This is a genomic window from Halomonas sp. C10-5 (assembly GCF_057169305.1).
On the sequence record NZ_CP175665.1, the window covers coordinates 1,850,672 to 1,874,244 of the forward strand.

16 protein-coding genes and 4 pseudogenes are annotated in these 23,573 nt (G+C 53.3%); 4 read left to right on the forward strand and 16 right to left on the reverse strand.

Annotated features, from left to right (window positions below; genetic code table 11):
- Positions 1–3 precede the first annotated feature (3 nt).
- The 4 genes from ACJ7IV_RS08675 to ACJ7IV_RS08690 form a co-directional block, all read right to left on the reverse strand.
- On the reverse strand, positions 4–1,038 hold the full coding sequence (locus tag ACJ7IV_RS08675) for a polysaccharide biosynthesis protein (RefSeq protein ID WP_483864041.1): 1,035 nt from the start codon (positions 1,036–1,038) through the stop codon (positions 4–6).
- Between the two features lie 30 nt (positions 1,039–1,068).
- Entirely contained in the window at positions 1,069–2,154 is a 1,086-nt protein-coding gene (locus ACJ7IV_RS08680; protein ID WP_483864042.1) for a glycosyltransferase, read from the reverse strand.
- Between the two features lie 346 nt (positions 2,155–2,500).
- A complete protein-coding gene (locus ACJ7IV_RS08685; RefSeq protein ID WP_483864043.1) occupies positions 2,501–2,929 on the reverse strand; it encodes a hypothetical protein in 429 nt (142 codons plus the stop codon).
- A gap of 294 nt (positions 2,930–3,223) precedes the next feature.
- Positions 3,224–4,342 (reverse strand): ISAs1 family transposase, encoded by a 1,119-nt coding sequence (locus ACJ7IV_RS08690; protein ID WP_483864044.1) that lies wholly within the window; start codon positions 4,340–4,342, stop codon positions 3,224–3,226.
- Between the two features lie 97 nt (positions 4,343–4,439).
- Between ACJ7IV_RS08690 and ACJ7IV_RS08695 the strand changes: the two are divergent.
- Together ACJ7IV_RS08695 and ACJ7IV_RS08700 are read left to right on the forward strand one after the other, a co-directional pair.
- Positions 4,440–4,961: pseudogene (locus tag ACJ7IV_RS08695) on the forward strand (transposase); the annotation flags it as partial.
- Positions 4,962–5,184: 223 nt separating this feature from the next.
- Positions 5,185–6,411 carry an IS110 family RNA-guided transposase gene (locus tag ACJ7IV_RS08700; RefSeq protein ID WP_483864045.1) on the forward strand — a complete coding sequence of 409 codons (1,227 nt, stop codon included), beginning with the start codon at positions 5,185–5,187 and terminating at the stop codon, positions 6,409–6,411.
- Here ACJ7IV_RS08700 and ACJ7IV_RS08705 read toward each other — a convergent pair.
- The 4 genes from ACJ7IV_RS08705 to ACJ7IV_RS08720 all read right to left on the reverse strand — a co-directional run bounded on the left by ACJ7IV_RS08705 (position 6,358) and on the right by ACJ7IV_RS08720 (position 11,091).
- Entirely contained in the window at positions 6,358–7,602 is a 1,245-nt protein-coding gene (locus tag ACJ7IV_RS08705) for an ISL3 family transposase (RefSeq protein ID WP_483864046.1), read from the reverse strand. The genes ACJ7IV_RS08700 and ACJ7IV_RS08705 overlap by 54 nt on opposite strands.
- Positions 7,603–7,836: 234 nt before the next feature.
- Positions 7,837–9,126 (reverse strand): O-antigen polymerase, encoded by a 1,290-nt coding sequence (locus tag ACJ7IV_RS08710; protein ID WP_483864047.1) that lies wholly within the window; start codon positions 9,124–9,126, stop codon positions 7,837–7,839.
- 396 nt (positions 9,127–9,522) lie between these two features.
- Complete coding sequence (locus tag ACJ7IV_RS08715) at positions 9,523–10,641, reverse strand: ISAs1 family transposase (protein ID WP_483866568.1); 1,119 nt, start codon at positions 10,639–10,641, stop codon at positions 9,523–9,525.
- Positions 10,642–10,725: 84 nt separating this feature from the next.
- Entirely contained in the window at positions 10,726–11,091 is a 366-nt protein-coding gene (locus ACJ7IV_RS08720) for a transposase (protein ID WP_483864048.1), read from the reverse strand.
- Positions 11,092–11,179: 88 nt separating this feature from the next.
- Between ACJ7IV_RS08720 and ACJ7IV_RS08725 the strand changes: the two are divergent.
- Positions 11,180–12,732: pseudogene (locus ACJ7IV_RS08725) on the forward strand (IS3 family transposase).
- A gap of 311 nt (positions 12,733–13,043) precedes the next feature.
- On the opposite strand, the gene ACJ7IV_RS08730 reads toward ACJ7IV_RS08725, so the two are convergent.
- The 4 genes and pseudogenes from ACJ7IV_RS08730 to ACJ7IV_RS08745 all read right to left on the reverse strand — a co-directional run bounded on the left by ACJ7IV_RS08730 (position 13,044) and on the right by ACJ7IV_RS08745 (position 18,615).
- Positions 13,044–14,294 carry a lipopolysaccharide biosynthesis protein gene (locus ACJ7IV_RS08730; protein WP_483864049.1) on the reverse strand — a complete coding sequence of 417 codons (1,251 nt, stop codon included), beginning with the start codon at positions 14,292–14,294 and terminating at the stop codon, positions 13,044–13,046.
- 4 nt (positions 14,295–14,298) lie between these two features.
- Positions 14,299–15,264 carry a glycosyltransferase family 2 protein gene (locus tag ACJ7IV_RS08735; RefSeq protein ID WP_483864050.1) on the reverse strand — a complete coding sequence of 322 codons (966 nt, stop codon included), beginning with the start codon at positions 15,262–15,264 and terminating at the stop codon, positions 14,299–14,301.
- Between the two features lie 431 nt (positions 15,265–15,695).
- A complete protein-coding gene (locus ACJ7IV_RS08740) occupies positions 15,696–16,814 on the reverse strand; it encodes an ISAs1 family transposase (RefSeq protein WP_483864051.1) in 1,119 nt (372 codons plus the stop codon).
- Positions 16,815–17,062: 248 nt separating this feature from the next.
- Positions 17,063–18,615: pseudogene (locus tag ACJ7IV_RS08745) on the reverse strand (IS3 family transposase).
- A gap of 78 nt (positions 18,616–18,693) precedes the next feature.
- Here ACJ7IV_RS08745 and ACJ7IV_RS08750 point away from each other — a divergent pair.
- A pseudogene (locus tag ACJ7IV_RS08750) lies at positions 18,694–18,948 on the forward strand (IS1380 family transposase); the annotation flags it as partial.
- Positions 18,949–19,291: 343 nt separating this feature from the next.
- Here the strand turns inward: ACJ7IV_RS08750 and ACJ7IV_RS08755 are convergent.
- From ACJ7IV_RS08755 to ACJ7IV_RS08770, 4 genes are read right to left on the reverse strand one after another with little or no spacing between them, the layout of a single operon-like run.
- Positions 19,292–20,290: a sulfotransferase gene (locus tag ACJ7IV_RS08755; RefSeq protein WP_483864052.1), complete on the reverse strand. Its 999-nt coding sequence runs from the start codon at positions 20,288–20,290 to the stop codon at positions 19,292–19,294.
- A gap of 11 nt (positions 20,291–20,301) precedes the next feature.
- On the reverse strand, positions 20,302–21,279 hold the full coding sequence (locus ACJ7IV_RS08760; RefSeq protein ID WP_483864053.1) for a hypothetical protein: 978 nt from the start codon (positions 21,277–21,279) through the stop codon (positions 20,302–20,304).
- On the reverse strand, positions 21,263–22,456 hold the full coding sequence (locus tag ACJ7IV_RS08765; RefSeq protein ID WP_483864054.1) for an ATP-grasp domain-containing protein: 1,194 nt from the start codon (positions 22,454–22,456) through the stop codon (positions 21,263–21,265). The genes ACJ7IV_RS08760 and ACJ7IV_RS08765 overlap by 17 nt, the downstream gene beginning before the upstream one ends.
- Positions 22,453–23,553 (reverse strand): DegT/DnrJ/EryC1/StrS family aminotransferase, encoded by a 1,101-nt coding sequence (locus tag ACJ7IV_RS08770; RefSeq protein ID WP_483864055.1) that lies wholly within the window; start codon positions 23,551–23,553, stop codon positions 22,453–22,455. Before ACJ7IV_RS08770 ends, ACJ7IV_RS08765 begins: the two co-directional genes overlap by 4 nt.
- Positions 23,554–23,573 lie beyond the last annotated feature (20 nt).

Here is a 23,573-nt window from a genome sequence, read left to right on the forward strand (position 1 = left end):
CACTCAGTCCTCCGGGCTCTGGTACTCACCCCGCTCCAGGGCGCGAATGAATTCCAGGTTACGCAGCAAGGTTTGCATACCGGCTACATCCAGGCGTTCGGTATTGTGGGAGTTGTAATCCTCGGTGAGGGTGATCCTCTCCTCGCCTTGCTCCACAAACTTGCCGTAATTCAGATCCCGCAGATCCGGTGGAACGCGATAGTAATCCCCCATATCCTGGGCGCAGGCCATTTCTTCCCGACTGAGCAGGGCTTCAAATAGCTTTTCACCGTGGCGGGTGCCAATCACATTGATGGGGTGGTCCGGATTACCCACCAGACTGGTTAGCGCCCGGGCTAGGGTTTCGATGGTTGCCGCTGGAGCTTTCTGCACGAACAGGTCACCATTCCTGCCGTGTTCGAAGGCGTACAAAACCAGGTCCACCGCATCCGCCAGGGACATCATGAAGCGGGTCATGTTTGGGTCGGTAATCGTGAGGGATTGGCCGGCTCGAATTTGGTCCACAAACAGCGGAATAACCGAGCCACGAGAGGCCATCACGTTGCCGTAGCGAGTGCCGCAGATCACGGTTTTTTCCGGGTCCACATTGCGGGACTTGGCCACCATCACCTTCTCCATCATCGCCTTGGAAATACCCATGGCGTTTATGGGGTAAACCGCCTTGTCGGTACTCAGGCACACCACCCGCTTCACTTCGTTCTGGATGGCCGCCTCCAGCACGTTCTCGGTGCCGATGACGTTAGTTTTCACCGCCTCCATGGGGTGAAACTCGCAGGACGGAACCTGCTTGAGCGCGGCGGCATGAAAAATAAAGTCCACACATCGGATCGCGCTCAGAACACTATTGTAGTCCCGCACATCGCCAATATAAAACTTGAGCTTGGGATTAGCGTAGCGCTTGCGCATCTCATCCTGTTTTTTTTCATCCCGGCTGAAGATGCGTATTTCTTCGATGTCGGTATCAAGGAATCGGTTGAGAACGGCGTTGCCGAAGGATCCGGTGCCGCCTGTGATAAGAAGGGTCTTATTCTTAAACAAACAAAATCTCCCAATAGTCAAAAAATTTTATCAACTTCTACGTCCTCGATGCCTGACCAATTCAGCATTAACAATTTCGAGGTATCGCTCGGCCCGCTCTCTTGCATTGGAAAAATTAACCGCATGATTTCTAGCTAATCTCAGCCTAGCTGTGTCTGTACCGTGCCAATTACGGAGATACTCACTAATTACGTCGGCTGCATTCTCAGGGTCAAGAGGATTAAAGTAGAAAGCAAAGTCACCACATATATCCTTAACAAAACGCCTGTCTGAGGCGAAAAGCGGCTTTTCCATCGCCATGGCCTCCAACGGCGTAGCAGAAAAACACTCCAGCAGGCTAGGAAAAATAACAGCATCAAGAGCTTGGTAGAAACTTGGACACTGAGTAACTGAAAGGCTACCTACGTTCGTGACAGAAGACTTAAAGCCTTCAGATTTACCCTCCCATTCGTATTGATTAAGTGTAACGAAGAAATCAACGGAAAGACTGTACTTTTCCAATAAAATACGCTTTATTTCAGGGAGTATAACAGTATTTTTATGAGGATAGTCCCTGCCAAGAAAACCAACTTTGAAGTTCGAACTGCTGACATCATCCTCCAACGACTGCCAAACCCCCGACTCAAAGTAAAGAGATGAAATGCAGTTGTTGGCCACATACACAGTGTCAGGCGTAGCAATTCTCTCTCTACAAATACCTTCCCTAACATGCTCCAACTCAACGACAAGCGCATCTGAATTTTTAAAGAAAACCTTTTGAACAAGGTATTTAAGCTTGGATTTAATGCGGCTTAGCGGAGATAAAACAGTGTACGCGGAATCATCAAGAATCCATAACTGAGCAAAACCAACGATATTTATATAATCTCTATTCCGGAAATAATTTGGGCCAAATATTGTAAAAACAAGATCAAAATCAGAAAGACAAGAGTTCAGTGGAGAAAAAAAACCCATCAGCCCATAAACATCTACAACTTCGACAAAAGGTAATCTCTCTACAGGTACGCCAAGCCTAACTAGAGAATCACTTACAGAACTTGATATCCAAATCTTAAAATCAAGATCAGAATCTTCAATGCTTACTATTTCAAATACAAATGAAGCGGCAACTTGCACGCCACCTCCTGTATGAAGATTAGATGCATTTATTAGCACCACCTTTGAGCCCTCTATTTCCTAAAAATTCAAAAATTACCAATTTAATTAATTAACTAAATCACATTGATGAACTCTGCCCTAAAAGTCAAATATGTTATATTTTTACTATGTGCCGGCTCCCGTGTTATTAACCAATCGCTTGGTAAACTAGGGAAAACGCATGAAAAATCCTACACCGCGAGAATGTCTGCCAGGTAGGTCTCATCCAGCGCGACTTTCGCCTGCTTGCGCCGGATACCACCTTTGAAAGATGTCTCGCCTTTCAAGTGATTCAAAGCGATATGTCGGACCCTGGCGGAACCTGTCAACCTGATTCGGACAGATCGTTAAAAATTAATGTCGATTTCGTCGCGGTGGCGGAACCTGCCGCGGATAGCGTCGGGAAGTTCACCACACTGTAGGGGACCGGGTCGTCGTCATCGGGCTGTACCGGATTGATCGAGACACTGGCCGGTGGCATCGCCACCTTGGGGCGTCCACGTATGAACCGCTCAGGGTGCGCCTCCAAGCTGTCATCGAGTGCTCGCTGGCGGACCTCGACAATCTCGCGATATCTGGTCTTGAACCTGCTTTCGCTGAAGGGGTTGTCGTTACTGACCCGCGGCCGGGTATGACTGCACGTGACCCCGAGCTCTCCCATGAGGTCCAAATAGCTCCGGGCGATCATCGGCGAGCCTCGATCTCGATCCTGGTGGAGCGTCAGCGCTCCGTGCGGGATTCCGTAGCGATCCACGGCCTCCTGGAAGAGCTACTGAGCCAAGGCGGCATTCTCCTTGTGGGAGACCATCCAAGCCACGATGAAGACAGTACAGGTCCAGCACCACGTAGAAATTGAGGTAGACGCCGTGTCGCTGCGTGGGCAATTTGCTGATGTCCCACGTCACGCCTTATTGGCGGCCCTTGCCGTGATGCGTGGCACGGCATGGTGTTGAGGCGCACGCTGAGGTCGGCGGTCACCGCTCTCCTTGGCCTCACGCAGCTGCCGATACCACGTGCTGAGCGAGCCAGGGAAAACGCATGAAAGATCCTACACCGCGAGAATGTCTGCCAGATAGGTCTCATCCAGGGCCGCCTTCTTCTGTTTCCGCCGAATTCCGCCCTTGAAACGCTTCTCCCCTTTCAGGTAATTCAAAGCGATATGTCGGACCCTGGCGAGGTTTTCTGCCGCCCGTCCGCGATGGATTTTGCAGGCATCCTCACGCAGTGCCACGTCCAAGGACCAGTGGAGCTTCGCCTCAATATGCCAGTGCTGACGAGCCGCCTCGGCGAGCTTCTTGGCGCTCAGATCGGCAGAGCTGATGTAGTAGCGGATCATCGGGGCTTCGGGCACCTCATCGCCTTCCTGGCGGAAACTCATCACCACGCCTACCGATTTCAGGCCCGGCCATTCATAGCTAAGCTTCTGAAATTCTTCAGTAACCTCGCTGACAATATGGTATCTGGTCTCTTGCCGGCCTCGGTTCTTCTCATCCGTGACATAGGCGTCACCCTCGAAGCTGGCGACCTTGGCCATGGGGAATGCGGCCTCGAAGGCGTCAGCCAAGGCCGGCTGGTTGCCCTTCACGGACAGCAGGTAATCGGCGCCCTTCTGCAGGATCTGAGTGGCGATCTTCTTCTGGCACCCCATGGCATCGATCGTCACCAGACAGCCTTGCAGGTTGAGAAGCTTGAGCAGCTCGGGAATCGCCGTGATCTCGTTGGATTTCTCCGCCGTCTTGACCTGGCCCAGCACCACACCATTCGCCGCACTGAAGGCGCTGACCATGTGGATTGCCCCTTTGCCCTTCCCTCGGCAGTACGAGCCGCGCAGGGTCTTGCCATCGATGGCCACCACCGCGCCCTCCGTTACATCGTGGCAGGCCTTCATCCACTCGGCGAATGCGCTTTGCAGCTGCTCGGCATTTACCAGAGCCATGACCCTGGCCAAGGTGTCATGGCTGGGCACGCCAGCCTCAAAATCGCCGTATTGACGGAGAAAATCGAGCTTCGCGTGGCCAAAATCCTCGATTTCGTCCCAACCCTCGGCACCACAGATCACCGCACAGACCGTCAAAAACAGGATATCCGACAGCTGATGCTGCACTTTCCACGCCTGGCGGAAGTCGGGAACGATCGATAAATGGTGCATAAGGGATGGTGTCAGCATCGGGTCATCCATGAGCAAAAGCCGCTAGATGACCACATTAGCTCCTACTGGTAAAGCACTACGAAGCCCGTCGTAGAGCGGTTTTTCGTGCGTTTTCCCTGGCGAGTGGTGCCACGATCTGGAGTATCAAGCGGGCTCTTGGTCGGCACCGCGTCGCGTCGTGCTGGTGGTGCAGGAACGCCCCGATGACCTGCTGCTGCATGCCTTCTTTTTGGTCACCAACCTCGGCAAGTTCGACTGGCCGCCGGAGAAGGTCCTGGCGCTCTACCGCAAGCGCGGCAGCGCCGAGGCGCACATGGGCGAGGTGAAGTCGGCGCTCGACGTGCACCTCTCGTCGACTGATCGCGGCGCCTCCACCGTTCAGGACGTGATGGCACGCAACGAGGTGAGCCTGCTGCTCAGCCTCTACGCCTACCAGGTCCTGCATGGCCTGCGCTGCCTGCTGGAGCGGCAGACCCGGCAAGGCTGGAGCCTCAGCCGGATGCGCGAGCAGGTGCTGAAGGTCGCCGCCACGCTGAGGCTGCACGCTCGGCGAATCACCGTTCATCTGGGTGCCGCCGCCGACAAGTGGTGGCCGACGCTGCTGAAGGGGCTGCCGAAGCTGACCGCACTGAGCTGACGCTCCTGCGAGACCACCACAGCATCAGAAAGCGAGCGACCGGAGCGGCGGTCGGCGATCGCGGCTGCTTGGACGGCCGCAATTGATTCCAAAGAGCTATAAGAAAGCGGGAAATAGTCCGCATTCTGGCATTACTCAACGACCATTCGCGCTGAAGAAGCCAATCTTGATGAGCGATGCCGCCAGCCAGTACTTTCAGACCGCCCGATCAGCGCCCTCGTGAATGAGGCGGGATGATCTCGAACGCCTGGCCCACTGGCTGGTGCAGCAGGGCATCACCACCGTGGCCATGGAGTCCACCGGTATCTACTGGATTCCGGTGTTCGAGATCCTGGAAGAGCGTGGCCTGGAAGCGCTGCTGGTCAATGCCCGTGACGTCAAGAACGTGCCGTGTCGCAAGACGGATGTCAACGACGCTCAGTGGCTCCAGCGCCTGCATGCCTATGGCCTGCTGCGTGGTAGCTTCCGGCCTACCCAGGAACTGGCCAGCCTTCGCGCCCTGGTCCGCCATCGTGAACGCCTATTGGCCTATGCCGCCTCGCATATTCAGCACATGCAGAAAGCGTTGATGGAGATGAACCTGCAGCTCCACCATGTCGTCAGCGACATCACCGGCAAGACCGGCATGCAAATCCTACGGGCCATCGTCGCCGGTGAACGCGACCCGGCAGTGCTGGCCAGCTATCGCGACCGCCGCTGCAAGTCGAGCGAGGCGACGATTCGCGAGGCGCTGGTGGGCCACTACCGTGAGGAACATGTGCTGGCCCTGCGTCAGTCCTTGGCCCTCTACGACACCTATCAAGACCATGTGGCCGACTGCGATAGGCATATCGAGGCGGCGCTGACCGCCCTGGCGGACAATGCGCCGCTGCCACCGGCACCTTTACCCCCGCCGCGACGCGCTGACACCAACCACAATGCGCCGACGTTCGACCTGCGTGGGCGGCTATTCCGGGTGCTGGGCGTTGACCTGACGCAGGTGAATGGATTTGGGGCCTATCTGGTGCTCAAGTTGATTGCCGAATGCGGCATCGACATGGCCAAGTGGCCGACACCTAAGCACTTCACGTCCTGGTTAGGGCTGTCGCCAGGTAACAAGATCTCCGGCGGCAAGCTGCTGTCATCGAGAACCAAGCGCACCAGGAGTCGAGCGGCGGCCCTGCTGCGGCTGGTAGCCAATGTCATCGGGCGAACGGAGACGGCGCTGGGTGCCTACTACCGTCGGCTGGCGAGCCGCATTGGCAAGGCCAAGGCGGTGACGGCCACGGCACGCAAGCTGGCGTTACTGTTCTACAACACATTACGCTACGGCTGGAAATATCAGGACCCTGGGGTAGACCATTACGAGGAGCGTTACCGGCAGCGGCTGGTGAGCAACCTCCATCGGCGGGCGAAGTCACTGGGGTACGAACTGGCTCCGGTGCAGGCCCCCGAGCAGCGAGTTTCTTAGGAAGTTGGCCTCGTTCCGGTAGCCGCGTGCGCGTGACCGAGCCGCCTGGAACAAGCCGTTCATCCCTTCCAGTCGCGCGTTCGTCAGCCCCGAGATCCAGCGCCTGACCACCGCGTCGGTGTGCCGCTCCAGCGTCTCCAGAGCTTTTCCCATGGGCTTCAGCAGTGGCTTCTCCGAGACCGCCGCCTTCATGACCTTGAGGTAGTTCGTGATACGCCACCGGGCCGCTCGCGGTGTCGGTGCCTTCTGGATCCAGCGCAGCTTCTCCTTGATCACCCAGGCATCGGACGTGGCGCTCTGGTCAGCCACCAGTTCCTGGAGCGCCGCCAGCTGCTTGGGTGTCAGGTTCTCGTTGTCCAGGCTCTTCAGCAGGGCCCAGCGCAGCGACTTGGGGTGTCCCTGCTCCCGGCGCTCCTTCTTGCGTACCTCGTCCAGCCGCTTGGTGAAGGTCTGCACGATATGAAACCAGTCGACCGTGACCTCGGCCCTGGGAAGATGCTCGGCCACGCCGCTCAGGAAGGCCTGTGACATGTCACAGACGACCTCGACCACGTTGTCCGGATCGCCGCCATGAGCCGCCAGGAAGGCGCTGAAGGCCTTGATGGTGTCCTTGCCGTGGCCGGGGACGGCGAAGATCACCGGCTCCTGCTTGCGCCGCATGTCGAGGAACACCGTCACGTAACGCTGGCCACGTCGGGACGCGGTTTCGTCCACTCCGACGGTGGCCACGTTGCTCAGATCCAGCTCCCCCAGCATGCGGCCAACGTAGTGGTGCACGATGCGCCACAGCCGCTTGTCGGAGATCTCCAGCTGCCGGGAGACGGCCAGTACCGGCATCTCCTTGACCAACGACATGGCGGCTTGCTCGAACAGCAGGGTGAAGTCTCTGCCCGGTCGCGCCCAGGGCACCTCGATGCGTTTCACACCATGCTCGGGGCACTTGGTGCGAGGCACGCGGGCGTGCAGGTAGCAGTGGTGCTGGAAGAAGTTCAGATGCCGCCAGGTCTTGTCGGCGAAGTCGTGAGCCGGGCAGGCCTTGCCGCAGTCAGGACAGGGGTAGAGGCTGCCCCGCTCGGCCTCGACGTAGAGGTCCAGCCGGTGGGGTGACACGGCGGTATCCAGGTGCTGGTCCTTGAGGATCCAGGGCGCTTCCAGGCCCAGGCCGAGGGTCAGAATCTGGGTGCCGTCCATGCCATGTCTCCTGTCGTCGTGGAGGCCATATCCTGGCCCAGCTCAGGGGGCGAATTCCACACCCAACGACGAAGAGCCCACATTAGCTCCTACTGGTAAAGCGCTACGAAGCCGTCGTAGAGCGGTTTTTCATGCGTTTTCCTTGGAGAGTGAGCGTCGACGTGGTGATTGTGCTCCTCTGAGTCCTCCAGCCGCTCAGAGACGAATTGATCAGAAGTTCCTTGACGGTGAATATTAATAAGCTTTCTTTAAAAACCACCTGAGAGCACGAATCACGAAAAACAAAATCACCAAAAAAACTGCGGGATAAACTGCCCACTTGAGAAGGTTCATAAAGTCAGACCGTAAGGATTGAATTAGGGCTACATGGAAAAATACAAAAAATAAAAAACATGCTAAAGTATTAATCTTAACAACTAAATTAAAAATAAAAGAATGATACACTGCAACTAAAAAATGCATAAGAGCTACTGCGTACCAACTTCCAGCGTAAATTGCTTCAGCTAAAAACCCAAAATCTCTCCCAACCCAACCAAGTTGGTTGTGCATTTCTAAAACTAGCGGCTGGCCACCTACATAATACCCAAATATAAAATGTGGGAATATTGCATTCACCACTGCTGAAAAATAGCTTCCAAACCCTTGAACTCCATTTGAACTAATATATTCGATCATGGATCCAGATACGTAGACTGTTGGCATAGGAGAAAGAAGTCCTGAAAAAAAGTGTCCCAAGTTAACACCTTCCACCCCTCCTAATATAGCAGACCAACCTACAACAGACCGAGAGATTCCTGCGTAAGCAATAAATAATATAAAAAAAACAAACGAGCCTAAATAAAATATCCCAATACCGCGATTATTTAACTGAAAACAACGTACTGAAAAAACCAAAAAAGATAGCAAAGGCAATACGAGCTCCCTTCGGGAACCATCAAAAGAAACAAATACAACAGCCATAAACAATATACAAAAATTTAAAATAAATGCAAACTTTTTAGATTTAGAAAATGCATTAAAAACCCAAAAAATCAGAATCGGCAATAAATATTTTATAAATAAAAGACCCGAGCCAAACTGCTCTCGGTACCCTCCATACCACCACTGATATCTATTTAGATCACCAATATAAAAAGAAACACTATATATTAAATATGCCAAATAAATAAAAGAAACAAAATATACGAAAAGAACTATTTTTGACCTTGGGAATAATCCGAGAATAAAGTTTAAAGGCCCTCTAACAATATCTCTACTTTTTGTTTTTATATTTTTTGAGAATACATAAAAAGTAAGGCTGTAAATAAAACCCGACAACGCACTATATAAAGATATTTTTCCCAACTGATCTATCGGGAAACCGTACCAATAATCTATACCAAAAAGTTCATAGATGAGCGGCTGAAGATAGTAGGACTGTGAAAACAAATAGGCAACAAAAAGGTATGAAAGAAACCGCAACCCTCTAAAAAAAAATAAGGGCCAAAACCAAACAATAATATTACATATTAAAATTACACTCATTATAAGCTATAGCCTATTTTTTGGCATTGTTAAAAACAATTGGGAGGGCGGTCTCAAGTTCCAAGCGCAACGCTATTGCCCCCCCCCTTATTCATGAGGGCGGCCTGAAAACGAAGATAGTCGGGTAGACCGAGCGATTGCTCGACCCGGCCCCCCCACAGATCCGGACGCGCGCAATTAACGCATCAGGCTCTTCAACCATCAGTTTCGCTGAAGGATCAGCATGGGTGAACGATCCTCGCCTTGGGAAACGGCAGTAACTTAAAGAGTTGAAGCGCATTCCGCCACACAATCCTTGCCTTCTAGGATCGCCGGCTCAGCCATTTGATCCAGCACCACTTCCCCCACTGTCAAGCTAGTTGGAGGTGTGCCCTCAGGGAAAACGCATGAAAGATCCTACACCGCGAGAATGTCTGCCAGATAGGTCTCATCCAGCGCCGCTTTCTTCTGTTTCCGCCGGATTCCGCCCTTGAAACGCTTCTCCCCTTTCAGGTAATTCAAAGCGATATGTCGGACCCTGCCGAGGTTTTCTGCCGCCCGTCCGCGATGGATTTTGCAGGCATCCTCACGCAGTGCCACATCCAAGGACCAGTGGAGCTTCGCCTCAATATGCCAGTGCTGACGAGCCGCCTCGGCGAGCTTCTTGGCGCTCAGATCGGCAGAGCTGATGTAGTAGCGGATCATCGGGGCTTCCGGCGTCTCATCGCCTTCCTGGCGGAAACTCATCACCACGCCTACCGATTTCAGCCCCGGCCATTCATAGCTAAGCTCCTGAAATTCTTCAGTAACCTCGCTGACAATATGGTATCTGGTCTCTTGCCGTCCTCGGTTCTTCTCATCCGTGATATAGGCGTCACCCTCGAAGCTGGCGACCTTGGCCATGGGAAATGCGGCCTCGAAGGCGTCAGCCAAGGCCGGCTGGTTGCCCTTCACGGACAGCAGGTAATCGGCGCCCTTCTGCAGGATCTGAGTGGCGATCTTCTTCTGGCACCCCATGGCATCGATCGTCACCAGACAGCCTTGCAGGTTGAGAAGCTTGAGCAGCTCGGGAATCGCCGTGATCTCGTTGGACTTTTCGGCCGTCTTGACCTGGCCCAGCACCACACCATTCGCCGCACTGAAGGCGCTGACCATGTGGATTGCCCCTTTGCCCTTCCCTCGGCAGTACGAGCCGCGCAGGGTCTTGCCATCGATGGCAACCACCGTCCCATCGGTGACGTCATGACAAGCCTTCATCCACTCGGCAAAGGCGGTTTGAAGCTGCTCGGCATTCACCAGCGCCATCACCCTGGCCAGGGTGTCATGGCTCGGTATGCCAGCCTCAAAATCACCGTACTGGCGAAGAAAATCCAGCTTTGCGTGGCCAAAATCCTCTATCTCGTCCCATCCCTCCGCACCGCAGATCACTGCACAGACCGTCAGGAAGAGAATATCCGACAGCTGATGCTGCACTTTCCACGCCTGGCGGAAATCGGGAACGATCGATAGATGGTGCATAAGGGACGATGTCAGCATCGTGTCATCCATGAAAAAAACCGTTAGATGACCACATTAGCTCCTACTGGTAAAGCGCTACGAAGCCCGTCGTAGAGCGGTTTTTCATGCGTTTTCCCTGGCCTCGTTCTTGCGCGCAAGCTCCTTCTCCAGCGCTTTGATGCGCTTGCGCTGCTGCTTGGCCTCGTCGGCCTCACGCTGGCGTTCCGAGTGCGAGAGACTAGCGGCCTGCTCACAGTCATGCCGCCAGCGCTCCAGCTGTTCGGGATAGATCCCCCGACGGCGGCAGTATTCCGCGGTTTCCTGGGCGTTCATCGAGGCGGTTTCGAACACGGCTCTGAACTTGTCCTTGGACGACCAGCCATCGGCGCCCTTGCCCAGGGCATCCGGCAGGCAACGCCCCCCGGCACGGGCTTCCTTACGCCACTTGTAGACGGTACCCAGTGAGATCCCTTCCTGCTCCGCGATCACCTGCGGAGAGAGGTTCCCCCACTGTCAAGCTAGTTGGAGTGTCAGCGGCTGTTAGACTCTGAACGATGTGGGGCGTGACGAGGTTCCGATGAAGTACTCAGACGAGCGCCGGGAAGCCATCCTCAAGAAGCTGCTCCCGCCGCATAACCGCACGGTGGCGGAGGTGGCCCAGGAAGAAGGCATCTCCGCGGCAACGCTGTACACCTGGCGCAAGAAGGCTCGGCAAGCAGGCCGCCTCCTGCCGGACCAGAGTGATGACCCTGAGGGCTGGAGCTCTCAGGACAAGTTCCACGCCGTACTGGAAACGGCGGCCCTCAGTGAAGCCGAGCGTGCCGAGTACTGCCGGCAGCGGGGCCTCTACCCCGAGCAGATCCAGCGCTGGCGGGCGAGCTGCGAAGGTGCCAACGACCGGAGCGATGCCGCTTCGAAGCAGGTCAGCGAAGCCCGCAAGGCGGAGCGCCAGGAGAACAAGGAGCTCAAACGTGAGCTTCGCCGCAAGGAGGCTGCTCTCGCGGAAACCGCGGCGCTGCTAGCGTTGAGAAAAAAGGCCCGAGCGATCTGGGGGGACGAGGACGAATGATCAGCACTTCAGATCGCCAGGACGCCGTACAGCTGATCGATGAAGCCCGCGCCGCAGGGGCCCGCCTACAGGCCGCCTGTGCAGAGCTCGGCATCGGTACCAACACCTACCGTCGCTGGGTGCGGGGCGATCAGGACCGCCGGCCTGAGGCCGTGCGGCCTGTGCCGCGCCACGCGCTGTCGCCTGAGGAGCGTCAGCAGGTGCTGGAGATCTGCCATCGTCCCGAGTTTGCCAGCCTGCCGCCGGGGCAGATCGTGCCGCGGCTGCTGGACGAGGAAGGCCTCTATGTGGCGTCAGAGTCCAGCTACTACCGCATCCTCCGGGAGCATGGCGAGCAGCACCATCGTGGCCGGGCTCGTGCCCCACGTCCCAAGGGTGATCCACAGAGACACCGCGTAACGCGCCCAAATGCCTGTTGGAGCTGGGACGTGACATACCTGCCGACCCCGGTGCGTGGGCAGTTCTACTACCTCTACATGATCGTCGACATCTACAGCCGCAAGATCGTCGATGCCGAGGTCTTTGACCAAGAGTCCATGGCCAACAGTAGCGAGGTCATCCAGCGCGCTGTGTTGCGCGAGGGCTGCATCAATCAGCCACTGGTGTTGCATGCCGACAACGGCTCCGCCATGAAGGGCTCGACGCTCCAGGCGACGCTGCAGCGGCTGAACATCACCCCGTCGTACAGCCGCCCCCGAGTCTCCAATGACAACGCCTTCTCGGAGTCGCTGTTCCGGACCTGCAAGTACCGGCCCGACTACCCGGTGGATGGCTACGAGAACCTGACAGCGGCGCAGCAGTGGGTAACCGGCTTCGTGCACTGGTACAACCACGAGCACCGCCACAGCGCCATTCGGTTCGTTACCCCGGGTGAGCGGCATGCTGGCCAGGATGATGAGGTGCTGGCCAGGCGAGATGCCATCTATGCCGAGGCGAAACGACAACATCCCGGTCGGTGGAGCGGTGCCACTCGGAACTGGACACCGCGCCGGACGGTCTGGCTGAACCCGGACCGGGAAGACCCGCTGGTTCAACGCGATCAGCGATTAGAAGCCGCCTGATTCCAGGTTCCAACAAGCTTGACAGGCATCGGGTTGTGGGGAGGCAGCAGCTTGGTGACCACGGCTTGCCGGCGATCCTCGGAGTAACGAGGCATGGGTGTCTCCTTTCGCCCCCTGATCGGTTTATAAGAACAGGGTATCAGAGGGTGCGACACTCATTCTGACACTGGGGGGGGGCGGTTCCCTCGGGCTACTCGACCTGGTCGTGAACAACGTCCGGCTTCAGGATGGGGAGCAGGTAACCGATCAGTCAGACAGGGGCCGCCTAACCTAACCACCATCCACCAGATTTGACTATAACACCTTCACGTCTAAGCAACATATTTTTTGCCATATAAAAAGAAGACCGAAACTATTGACATCTTAACAATATGTAAAAAAAACAAAGCAAAGCAGCTCATCTTCAAGAAAAACAAAAGATCAACACCCAATACAATTGAAAAATAACAAACAAATGTAATTATTAATAAAAAAAAGAAATCTATAATCAACAGTTCTTTTTGAAAACCAAAAACATTTGCTATAGCTTTGTATATTGGAGAAAAAGAAAAAGCACTAATCAAAGGAAAAGATATTAGAAGAGCAAAAGCTTCGGACCCTATCCACTCTCTGCCAAAAACCAAGGCGAATAAATTCTCGCTAAAAAAATATAAAGTGAAAAATATTGAGAGACTTATCGCCAATCCGATTGCTCCAACTTTAGCTAAAAAAATAGAAGAGTTAACGCCCTCTTCTCTCGCTCTTGCAACCTCATTAAATGTATAGTTTGATATGCTCATCAAGAAGGGGTAAGCCGGAGTTCTTATTGCCATAATTGCTAGAGACAAAAAACCCACTTCTTTAGCTTCGCCAAAAAAAGGCGCCATAAATATGATATGCCAGCTTAAAAAAATTGAGATAACATTTGAAAAGGTTAAATGCAGAGAAAAATCTTTATATTTTAAAACATAATGAGAGAGAGACCAGAAGCTTGGTACTATAGAGAAAAAAATCCGTTTAACTGGCCAAAATCTTATTGAATATAATATCGCTAAAAAGTTTCCAGCTATAGTGCCCAAGACCAATGATTCTGCAACAGGTTTAACAGTACCTAGCAAAACTTTTGAAAAATTGCTAGACAAAGACAATATTATAGACTGGATCGAGAATCTCATGTATCTTTTTTTTCTTACGCTTAAGGTTGAAAATACTAAATACAACCCTCCCCCCATAAGCAAAAAATATAAATAAAGAGAGTGCGCAGCGTTTAAACCATCAAGCATATTAAAAAACATGCTTAAAAAAAAGAAAATGATGGAAAAAAAACCTGACACAAAATTTACTAGTAATATTGAGGCACTCCCTATATTAAAAAACTCTTCATCCTGATCTACTGCAATCATCGCATGCGTCAATGATAACGTAACGAATGGCGAAATTATCAGAGCTGTCGAGGTCAAAAACTGGTAAAGTCCAAGTTCTTCAGGGCTATAAATCCTTGTTACTATTGGCATAAGCGACAATGATGCCAATTGAACCACTATATTTCCTGAAAACAACTTAGCAAGGCTTTTAGCAATCACAGTATTAGCTTATTCTACGAAGGAGTTTTGTGAACCACCTAGCAAACCGGTATATTTTATAATACCCTTTAAAACACTTTGAAGAAAAAAATATTGAGTAGTTCAAAACCCTACTAAAGAATCTGCGCCTTGATATTGAAATTCTTTCAGCTACATTCAGCCCACTCTTAATATTTAAATCTGTAGGTTCAAAAAACAAATCTGAGGGCTCTTGACTTTGTAGAATTCGACTCACACCAGTATTCAGACCTGTTCCATCGTTCCCTCTTGTGGCCGTTATGGATACTGGCGGATACAATGCAAGATAGTTATTTTTCTGCATTAATATATCATGAATGATATCACCAGGCATAAAGTCGCCATTCCAGATCAAAGGTAGTGACCTTGCAGAGGCAGGGTGATTATTTTCGAATTCTCTAAAAAATTTAAAATCCTTGAAGCAGTCTTTAAGAACTTTGGAGTCTAACATACTATATATTTTTTTGTCTTTATCGCTCCATTTTGCAAAGCCATATGGAGAAAATTGGTTCATTGCAAATGGTTTTCCATTTTCACTTCTTATGTTGGGCGGAAGATAACCACACACCGCCACTACTTTTGGGTCTTCCTTAAAATTCGCCAGCCCAGCATTCATGAAACGTAAAAAACCCTTGCCAACAATTACATCATCTTCAAGCCGTATATGCGTTGGGTGGATGTCTGAAATCGCTCGTCGTGCCTGATGAGAATTATTAAATGATCCAATATTTTTATTTCGGTTAAACGCAATAACATTATAGAAACCCTCTATAGACCTAATATATTCTCGCACCTTTATCACATCAACTTCGTCTTCCTCTCTAGCGGGAGCATCAGAAGCAATATATAACACTGTATATTTAGATTCCGGACATCTTAAAAGACTTTCAACACATCTTTTGAGATGTTGATGGCGATTATATACGGTGATCAATACTGGAGCATATTCCATTAATTTCTCGATTTTAATGTTCTTCAATTTCCTAAATTCGAAATTAAATATGAGGACAAAATAAGATTATGAATTACTTTTTGGGTAAAAGGCGAACTGGATGCCATAGAAAAATGTGATTTTTAATATAAGTCAAGTAATATTGTATCTAAGGCAGACAATCATAGTTAACAGCTAGATTTAACTTATCTTGAAATTACATGTACGTTTGTTAAATTACTGACCCGCTTGATTGACTAACCAAAGAAAGTTTATCCTAGCTTATTCATGAGGCCGACCTGAATAAAAAGATCGCGGATGGTATTCTCTTGAAAATTCAGTGTGTTCCGCAAAGAACCCGGCTGCGCAGTCACACCGGTCTACAGAAGCTGGCAGCACCGCTCCTGAAGCGGCCACGCGGCCGGCCACCCAGGGAAAACGCATGAAAGATCCTACACCGCGAGAATGTCTGCCAGATAGGTCTCATCCAGCGCCGCTTTCTTCTGTTTCCGCCGGATTCCGCCCTTGAAACGCTTCTCCCCTTTCAGGTAATTCAAAGCGATATGTCGGACCCTGCCGAGGTTTTCTGCCGCCCGGCCGCGATGGATTTTGCAGGCATCCTCACGCAGTGCCACATCCAAGGACCAGTGGAGCTTCGCCTCAATATGCCAGTGCTGACGAGCCGCCTCGGCGAGCTTCTTGGCGCTCAGATCGGCAGAGCTGATGTAGTAGCGGATCATCGGGGCTTCGGGCACCTCATCGCCTTCCTGGCGGAAACTCATCACCACGCCTACCGATTTCAGGCCCGGCCATTCATAGCTAAGCTTCTGAAATTCTTCAGTAACCTCGCTGACAATATGGTATCTGGTCTCTTGCCGGCCTCGGTTCTTCTCATCCGTGACATAGGCGTCACCCTCGAAGCTGGCGACCTTGGCCATGGGGAATGCGGCCTCGAAGGCGTCAGCCAAGGCCGGCTGGTTGCCCTTCACGGACAGCAGGTAATCGGCGCCCTTCTGCAGGATCTGAGTGGCGATCTTCTTCTGGCACCCCATGGCATCGATCGTCACCAGACAGCCTTGCAGGTTGAGAAGCTTGAGCAGCTCGGGAATCGCCGTGATCTCGTTGGATTTCTCCGCCGTCTTGACCTGGCCCAGCACCACACCATTCGCCGCACTGAAGGCGCTGACCATGTGGATTGCCCCTTTGCCCTTCCCTCGGCAGTACGAGCCGCGCAGGGTCTTGCCATCGATGGCCACCACCGCGCCCTCCGTTACATCGTGGCAGGCCTTCATCCACTCGGCGAATGCGCTTTGCAGCTGCTCGGCATTTACCAGAGCCATGACCCTGGCCAAGGTGTCATGGCTGGGCACGCCAGCCTCAAAATCGCCGTATTGACGGAGAAAATCGAGCTTCGCGTGGCCAAAATCCTCGATTTCGTCCCAACCCTCGGCACCACAGATCACCGCACAGACCGTCAAAAACAGGATATCCGACAGCTGATGCTGCACTTTCCACGCCTGGCGGAAGTCGGGAACGATCGATAAATGGTGCATAAGGGATGGTGTCAGCATCGGGTCATCCATGAGCAAAAGCCGCTAGATGACCACATTAGCTCCTACTGGTAAAGCACTACGAAGCCCGTCGTAGAGCGGTTTTTCATGCGTTTTCCCTGGGGACGGTGTCAGCATCGGGTCATCCATGAAAAAAGCCGTTAGATGACCACATTAGCTCCTACTGGTAAAGCGCTACGAAGCCCGTCGTAGAGCGGTTTTTCATGCGTTTTCCCTGCGATGCCTGTCAAGCTTGTTGGAACCTGGAATCAGGCGGCTTCTAATCGCTGATCGCGTTGAACCAGCGGGTCTTCCCGGTCCGGGTTCAGCCAGACCGTCCGGCGCGGTGTCCAGTTCCGAGTGGCACCGCTCCACCGACCGGGATGTTGTCGTTTCGCCTCGGCATAGATGGCATCTCGCCTGGCCAGCACCTCATCATCCTGGCCAGCATGCCGCTCACCCGGGGTAACGAACCGAATGGCGCTGTGGCGGTGCTCGTGGTTGTACCAGTGCACGAAGCCGGTTACCCACTGCTGCGCCGCTGTCAGGTTCTCGTAGCCATCCACCGGGTAGTCGGGCCGGTACTTGCAGGTCCGGAACAGCGACTCCGAGAAGGCGTTGTCATTGGAGACTCGGGGGCGGCTGTACGACGGGGTGATGTTCAGCCGCTGCAGCGTCGCCTGGAGCGTCGAGCCCTTCATGGCGGAGCCGTTGTCGGCATGCAACACCAGTGGCTGATTGATGCAGCCCTCGCGCAACACAGCGCGCTGGATGACCTCGCTACTGTTGGCCATGGACTCTTGGTCAAAGACCTCGGCATCGACGATCTTGCGGCTGTAGATGTCGACGATCATGTAGAGGTAGTAGAACTGCCCACGCACCGGGGTCGGCAGGTATGTCACGTCCCAGCTCCAACAGGCATTTGGGCGCGTTACGCGGTGTCTCTGTGGATCACCCTTGGGACGTGGGGCACGAGCCCGGCCACGATGGTGCTGCTCGCCATGCTCCCGGAGGATGCGGTAGTAGCTGGACTCTGACGCCACATAGAGGCCTTCCTCGTCCAGCAGCCGCGGCACGATCTGCCCCGGCGGCAGGCTGGCAAACTCGGGACGATGGCAGATCTCCAGCACCTGCTGACGCTCCTCAGGCGACAGCGCGTGGCGCGGCACAGGCCGCACGGCCTCAGGCCGGCGGTCCTGATCGCCCCGCACCCAGCGACGGTAGGTGTTGGTACCGATGCCGAGCTCTGCACAGGCGGCCTGTAGGCGGGCCCCTGCGGCGCGGGCTTCATCGATCAGCTGTACGGCGTCCTGGCGATCTGAAGTGCTGATCATTCGTCCTCGTCCCCCCAGATCGCTCGGGCCTTTTTTCTCAACGCTAGCAGCGCCGCGGTTTCCGCGAGAGCAGCCTCCTTGCGGCGAAGCTCACGTTTGAGCTCCTTGTTCTCCTGGCGCTCCGCCTTGCGGGCTTCGCTGACCTGCTTCGAAGCGGCATCGCTCCGGTCGTTGGCACCTTCGCAGCTCGCCCGCCAGCGCTGGATCTGCTCGGGGTAGAGGCCCCGCTGCCGGCAGTACTCGGCACGCTCGGCTTCACTGAGGGCCGCCGTTTCCAGTACGGCGTGGAACTTGTCCTGAGAGCTCCAGCCCTCAGGGTCATCACTCTGGTCCGGCAGGAGGCGGCCTGCTTGCCGAGCCTTCTTGCGCCAGGTGTACAGCGTTGCCGCGGAGATGCCTTCTTCCTGGGCCACCTCCGCCACCGTGCGGTTATGCGGCGGGAGCAGCTTCTTGAGGATGGCTTCCCGGCGCTCGTCTGAGTACTTCATCGGAACCTCGTCACGCCCCACATCGTTCAGAGTCTAACAGCCGCTGACACTCCAACTAGCTTGACAGTGGGGGCCTGGGACGTGATGGCACATAATGAAGTGAGCCTGCTGCTTAACCTCTACGCCTACCAGGTCCTGCATGGCCTGAGCTGCCTGCTGGAGCGGCAGACCCGGCAAGGTTGGAGCCTCAGCCGGATGCGCGAGCAGGTGCTGAAGGTGGCCGCCACGCTGAGGCTGCACGCTCGGCGAATCACCTTTTATCTGGAGGCCGCCGCCGACAAGTGGTGGCCGACGTTGCTGAAGGGGCTGCCGAAGCTGACCGCACTGAGCTGATGCTCCTGCGAGACCACCACAGCATTAGAAAGCGAGCGACCGGAGCAGCGGTCGCCGATCACGTTTGCTTGGACGGCCGCAATTTATTCAAAAGAGCTATAAGAAAGCGGGAAAAAGGCCTAGCTATGGCATTAATCAACGGCCACTCGCGCTAAAGAGCCCGGTTCTGATAAGCGACCCCGTTAGCCAGAACCTTCAGACCGCCCGATCAGCACCCTCGTGAATCAGGCGGGTTCATGACATCTCCAGTATGCAGATGCTGAGATTGCGCTATCGCGCAGATTGTTAGGAGTTATTATAGTTATCGCCCATTGCCTGTTTCATAAGGAAGCAATGTAACACGTCAGATCTTCTGATATACTATTTCAGCATTGGCAAACGAATACTCCTTTAAGCGCCACTGGTTTTTATTGGTAAATGACGTATCACCACAATATTCTGGCGCTGAAAGAATACCACCCTGGTCAACCAGCCGGCGGGTGATTTCGTTGTAGTAGTACTCCGGCCGCTGGCAAAAATCCTCATACTGAACGACAAGCTTCTTGTGGTCTGGCAACGCAGCAATGCCCTGTTCTACCGAGCGGTTGATGGCCGCGATCTGACCGGCTACGGATTCGAGCGGGTCGAGGCTCTTCAGCTCCGGGTATTCTTTTATCTTGAATGAATACCAGGTGTTGATGTCGCCGTACTGTCGTTTTCGGGCTTCCAGGGCAGACTGGATGTTGAAGACTGGGTCGCGGCGAATCCAGATAAAAAGTGGCATTTCGAACTGTTCGGCCAGCTCCGGTATGTTCTGATTCATGATCATGGCTTTCATGGCGAACGGCTTTTCGAAGATGTTTGCCAGAGCGTTCAGTTCGTCCCGGAAGCCTGCCAGGTTGGCGTTTAACCTTAGCTCATCCGCTGGCATGTAATCCAGTTCGTCGAACGGCAGGAACCGGCGCCAGAAGTACCAGAACTCGTTCGGAGCCAACGCGCCCTTGGTCTTTCCGTTGTCGGAGCTGAAGTTAACATCGGAATTGAAGTCCAGAATTTCGTTGCGAAAGTTGTAACGAGGGTCCGTCAGCAGTTGCTGGATTTTTGCGCCTACCAGAGGTGCCCCAAAGAAGCGGGAAAGCATATTGGTTGGGTAAGCTACGAGGCCGGTATTGGCGAGCCATTGCATGAATAGGGTGCTACCAGAGCGATGAGGCCCCATTAAAAAGATTTTAGAGAACCGCTCGCCTGAATTTTTCAGATATTTTTTATTAGTATCTGCCAGATTGCCATTCAGATCTTTTAGCAATTCCTCGAGAGCGGAAACCCGTGCGTATTTTTCAATCCGTTTTTCTGGAGCTGCCATTTTGGAACCTTTTACTTTATTGCAATCAGGCTGATTAGCCTGTCCATATCGTCTTCGTTGTAGCGCTGATCACAGGGCAGGAACAAGCCGTTCGTGACGAGATTCCATTCGAAAGAACCTTCCTCCACTCGGCCCAGCACCTCGGGCCAATAGGTTGGCACAAATATACGCCCTTTAATTAGATCTGTCCTACTAACTGCTTTCACGCTCGGCAGAAACGGATAACACAAGGGCGCGGCAGTTTCGTCAATATTGAGGTTCAGCTGATTGTATTGGCCCAGGCGCTCGTGAAGATACCGAGCGTTACTGGTTCGTGTTTTTCTCGCCCTTTGATAATCGACTGACAGAAGCAGGCGCTCCGTCAAACGCGACATCCCTTGCACGGGTAATTTCGAGATCGCTCGTTCAGCCTCGAGATAATGCTGATAAGCCGCTTCCGGGCTTTTCGTGATCCGACTGATAAGATGAACCATTCGGGATTCTGAAGATTCATCCCGCTGCTCTGGCTGCTTAATCCGAGGGTCGGTTGAATAGAGCAAGCCCCCATCTGGTAAACCAAAGAACTTTCTTGGAGAATAGATGGTTGCAAGAGCTTCAAACTGCCCACCAAACAGAGCCTGAGAATTGTCTATAACGACGTTATCAGCACCATACTGGTCTATGATTTCACGCGCCTGCCGAGTACATACACCAAAGTAATTTACGTATAAAAGTAATGAATCCCGATTTAGGGAAAAGTTACCCTTTACGCCAAAATCATCAGTCAGATCGTAGGAATACAGCTCAACATCCTGACCACTCAATACATCAATCATCGTATTGCAGAGATAACGTGGAAGCCAGACACTCTTTACATTTAGCTGACCTACCAAGCTGGCAAACGCTGCCCTAGCAGAATTGAACTTGCAGGCAGTATCAAGCCAAAGAGCGCTACGTTTCGGTAGCTCCAGTTCAAGATAACCGCCAAGAGCTTCAGTCGACAATGACACGAATATCCCGCTCCATATTGTCGACCATATCCAGCATTTCTTCTTGGCTTGGATACTTCAGAATCATCGTGCCCAAGGTATCATGGGACCCGCTAAATACGTTTACCTGGGTGCCCGGCCTCACTTGAACATTTTGTTCTACGATGTATTCTTTGGCTCTTTCGGATAGAGACAGCTCTTTGAATTTCCCGTCGTCAATAGCATGCACCATGTAACTTGACCAGAACCCATTAATTGGCTTCATTGTCAGCCCTGTACAGGGCAAGCCAAGCGCCGCATCTACCGTGTACTTGATCAAGTCTACACCTGTTGCGTACCGAATAACTTCGGGGATCAAGCAGCCGCCGTTCCGTGGGCCAAGCTCAAGAAAGTAAAACTTCCCATCTTCGGAGAAGACAAAGTCAAAGTTCAGTGCGCCCGTTTTCATTTCCAGCAAGGTTAAAAGCCGCTGTGTTTCCCGATGGGCTTCATTCAGCAGGTCTTCGTTATGCGATGTGGGGAATGTTTGACCGATAGGAACCAAGCCATTGCAAAGTTTATCGAAATGCTCGTCCGCCCAACACCTGAACACCAGCTCTCCATCCAGCACAAAACCATCGCCGGCAACCTGATAGCCCTGACGTACAATTTTCTCCTCAACGACCACTTTCTTTTCACGCGAAAAACTCAACGCGTGTTCAAATGCTGCGCTAAAGTCCTCAGCATTTTGCAAGTGAGTCACGCCTTTGCTGCCAGATGAGTCTACGGGCTTTACAAAGGCCGGTACGCCAATTTCATCCAGCCATAACTTGGCTTCGTATTCGTTATAAAAAGCTTTTGAGCGTGGCACGTTGAAGTTGTGCTTAGCTAGGAAATCTCGGAACAGATCTTTCCGGGCAAGAATCTCCACTGACTCATACGGGTTGCCTGGCAAGTCCATTTTTTCTGCTACATAGGCTGCGGTAGGCGCGGCAGGGTCTGAGGCATAAGCTAAGACGCCATCAATTTCCTCAGTCTGCGCCACTTCCAGCACAGCATCCTTGTCCGTAGTCGAAATGTTGTAGTACTTGTGTGCAAGCTTGTGGCCGGGGTTTTCCGGCAAGTAATCCAGAGTGATAACGTGATGGCCTTGCTCAAGAGCGTACTTAATTGGCGGAATCTGAGTGGGCGCGCCACCAAGGAAAAGAACCTTTTTCATCCGTTAGTTACCTCTGTCACGATGCCTGTGATTTTATCGATACTGTCAATAGAAAGGTTGGAATAGATCGGCAGGCAAAGTATCCGATTGGCAATATCTCTGGAGACGGGCTGGTCGGCCTCCGCACCCAAACACGCCACCGATTCCAGGGTCGGATAAAAATACCGCCTCGCCAGAATGCCATTCTCCTTCAGCGTGGCCGCCACTCGCACAGCCTGTTCCTCGCTGTCAAACACCACCGGGAAATAGGCGTAGTTGTATTGCAGTGCTTCCGGCTTGGCTTGCTGTTGCAGGGCCGGGCTCAGAGCCTGTTCATACCGGTGCCATACAGCCACACGGGCTGTCAGGTTGTCTTCCATTTCATCCAGCACACACAAGCCCATCGCCGCCTGCAGCTCATTCATCTTGGCGTTGATGCCCAGCTCTTCGATGCTCTCTGGCCCGGTGATGCCGAAGTTGATCATTTTCTTCGCCCGCTCCAGATCTTCATTGCGCTTGAAGATAATGGCCCCGCCCTCGCCCGTGTGGAACAGCTTGGTGGCGTGGAAGCTGAGGGTGGCGGCATCACCGTGCTTGAGCAGGCTTTCACCCTTGTAGGTCACACCAAAGGCGTGGGAGGCATCGTAGATGACTTTCAGCTTGTGCTTCTGGGCGATGGCGCCGATGGCCTCAACATCGCAGGTGTTGCCGAATACGTGCACGGGCACGATAGCCCGGGTGTTCGGGGTAATGGCCGCCTCAATGTTGGCCGGGTTCAGACACCAGGAGTTCGGGTCTATGTCGGCAAATACAGGCTGCACGCCGTCCCATTTCAGGGAGCTGGCGGTGGCGATGAAGGTAAACGGGGTGGTGATGGCTTCCGACTGTGCGCCCGGAGTTGCATCACTCACGCCCAGGGCGCGATAGGCGATCTGCAAGGCCAGGGTTCCGTTAGCAACCAGCAGAAGGTTTTCAACGCCCAGGTAGGCTTCCAGCCGCTTGGTGAGCTCTTGCACCAGCTGGCCATTGTTGGTGAGCCATTGGCGGTCGTAGATGCCATCTATGTAGGCTTTGAGCTTTTCCCGGTTGGGCAGGTAGGGCTTGGTGACGGGGATCATGGTGGGCAACCGTTGGTGAA

Coding starts and splice junctions, on each gene's coding strand:
- ACJ7IV_RS08690 (WP_483864044.1), bottom strand. CDS start 4,342: ATGCTGACACCATCCCTTATGCACCATTTATCGATCGTTCCCGACTTC.
- ACJ7IV_RS08700 (WP_483864045.1), top strand. CDS start 5,185: ATGAGGCGGGATGATCTCGAACGCCTGGCCCACTGGCTGGTGCAGCAG.
- ACJ7IV_RS08705 (WP_483864046.1), bottom strand. CDS start 7,602: ATGGACGGCACCCAGATTCTGACCCTCGGCCTGGGCCTGGAAGCGCCC.
- ACJ7IV_RS08710 (WP_483864047.1), bottom strand. CDS start 9,126: ATGAGTGTAATTTTAATATGTAATATTATTGTTTGGTTTTGGCCCTTA.
- ACJ7IV_RS08715 (WP_483866568.1), bottom strand. CDS start 10,641: ATGCTGACATCGTCCCTTATGCACCATCTATCGATCGTTCCCGATTTC.
- ACJ7IV_RS08735 (WP_483864050.1), bottom strand. CDS start 15,264: ATGGAATATGCTCCAGTATTGATCACCGTATATAATCGCCATCAACAT.
- ACJ7IV_RS08740 (WP_483864051.1), bottom strand. CDS start 16,814: ATGCTGACACCATCCCTTATGCACCATTTATCGATCGTTCCCGACTTC.
- ACJ7IV_RS08755 (WP_483864052.1), bottom strand. CDS start 20,290: ATGGCAGCTCCAGAAAAACGGATTGAAAAATACGCACGGGTTTCCGCT.
- ACJ7IV_RS08765 (WP_483864054.1), bottom strand. CDS start 22,456: ATGAAAAAGGTTCTTTTCCTTGGTGGCGCGCCCACTCAGATTCCGCCA.
- ACJ7IV_RS08770 (WP_483864055.1), bottom strand. CDS start 23,553: ATGATCCCCGTCACCAAGCCCTACCTGCCCAACCGGGAAAAGCTCAAA.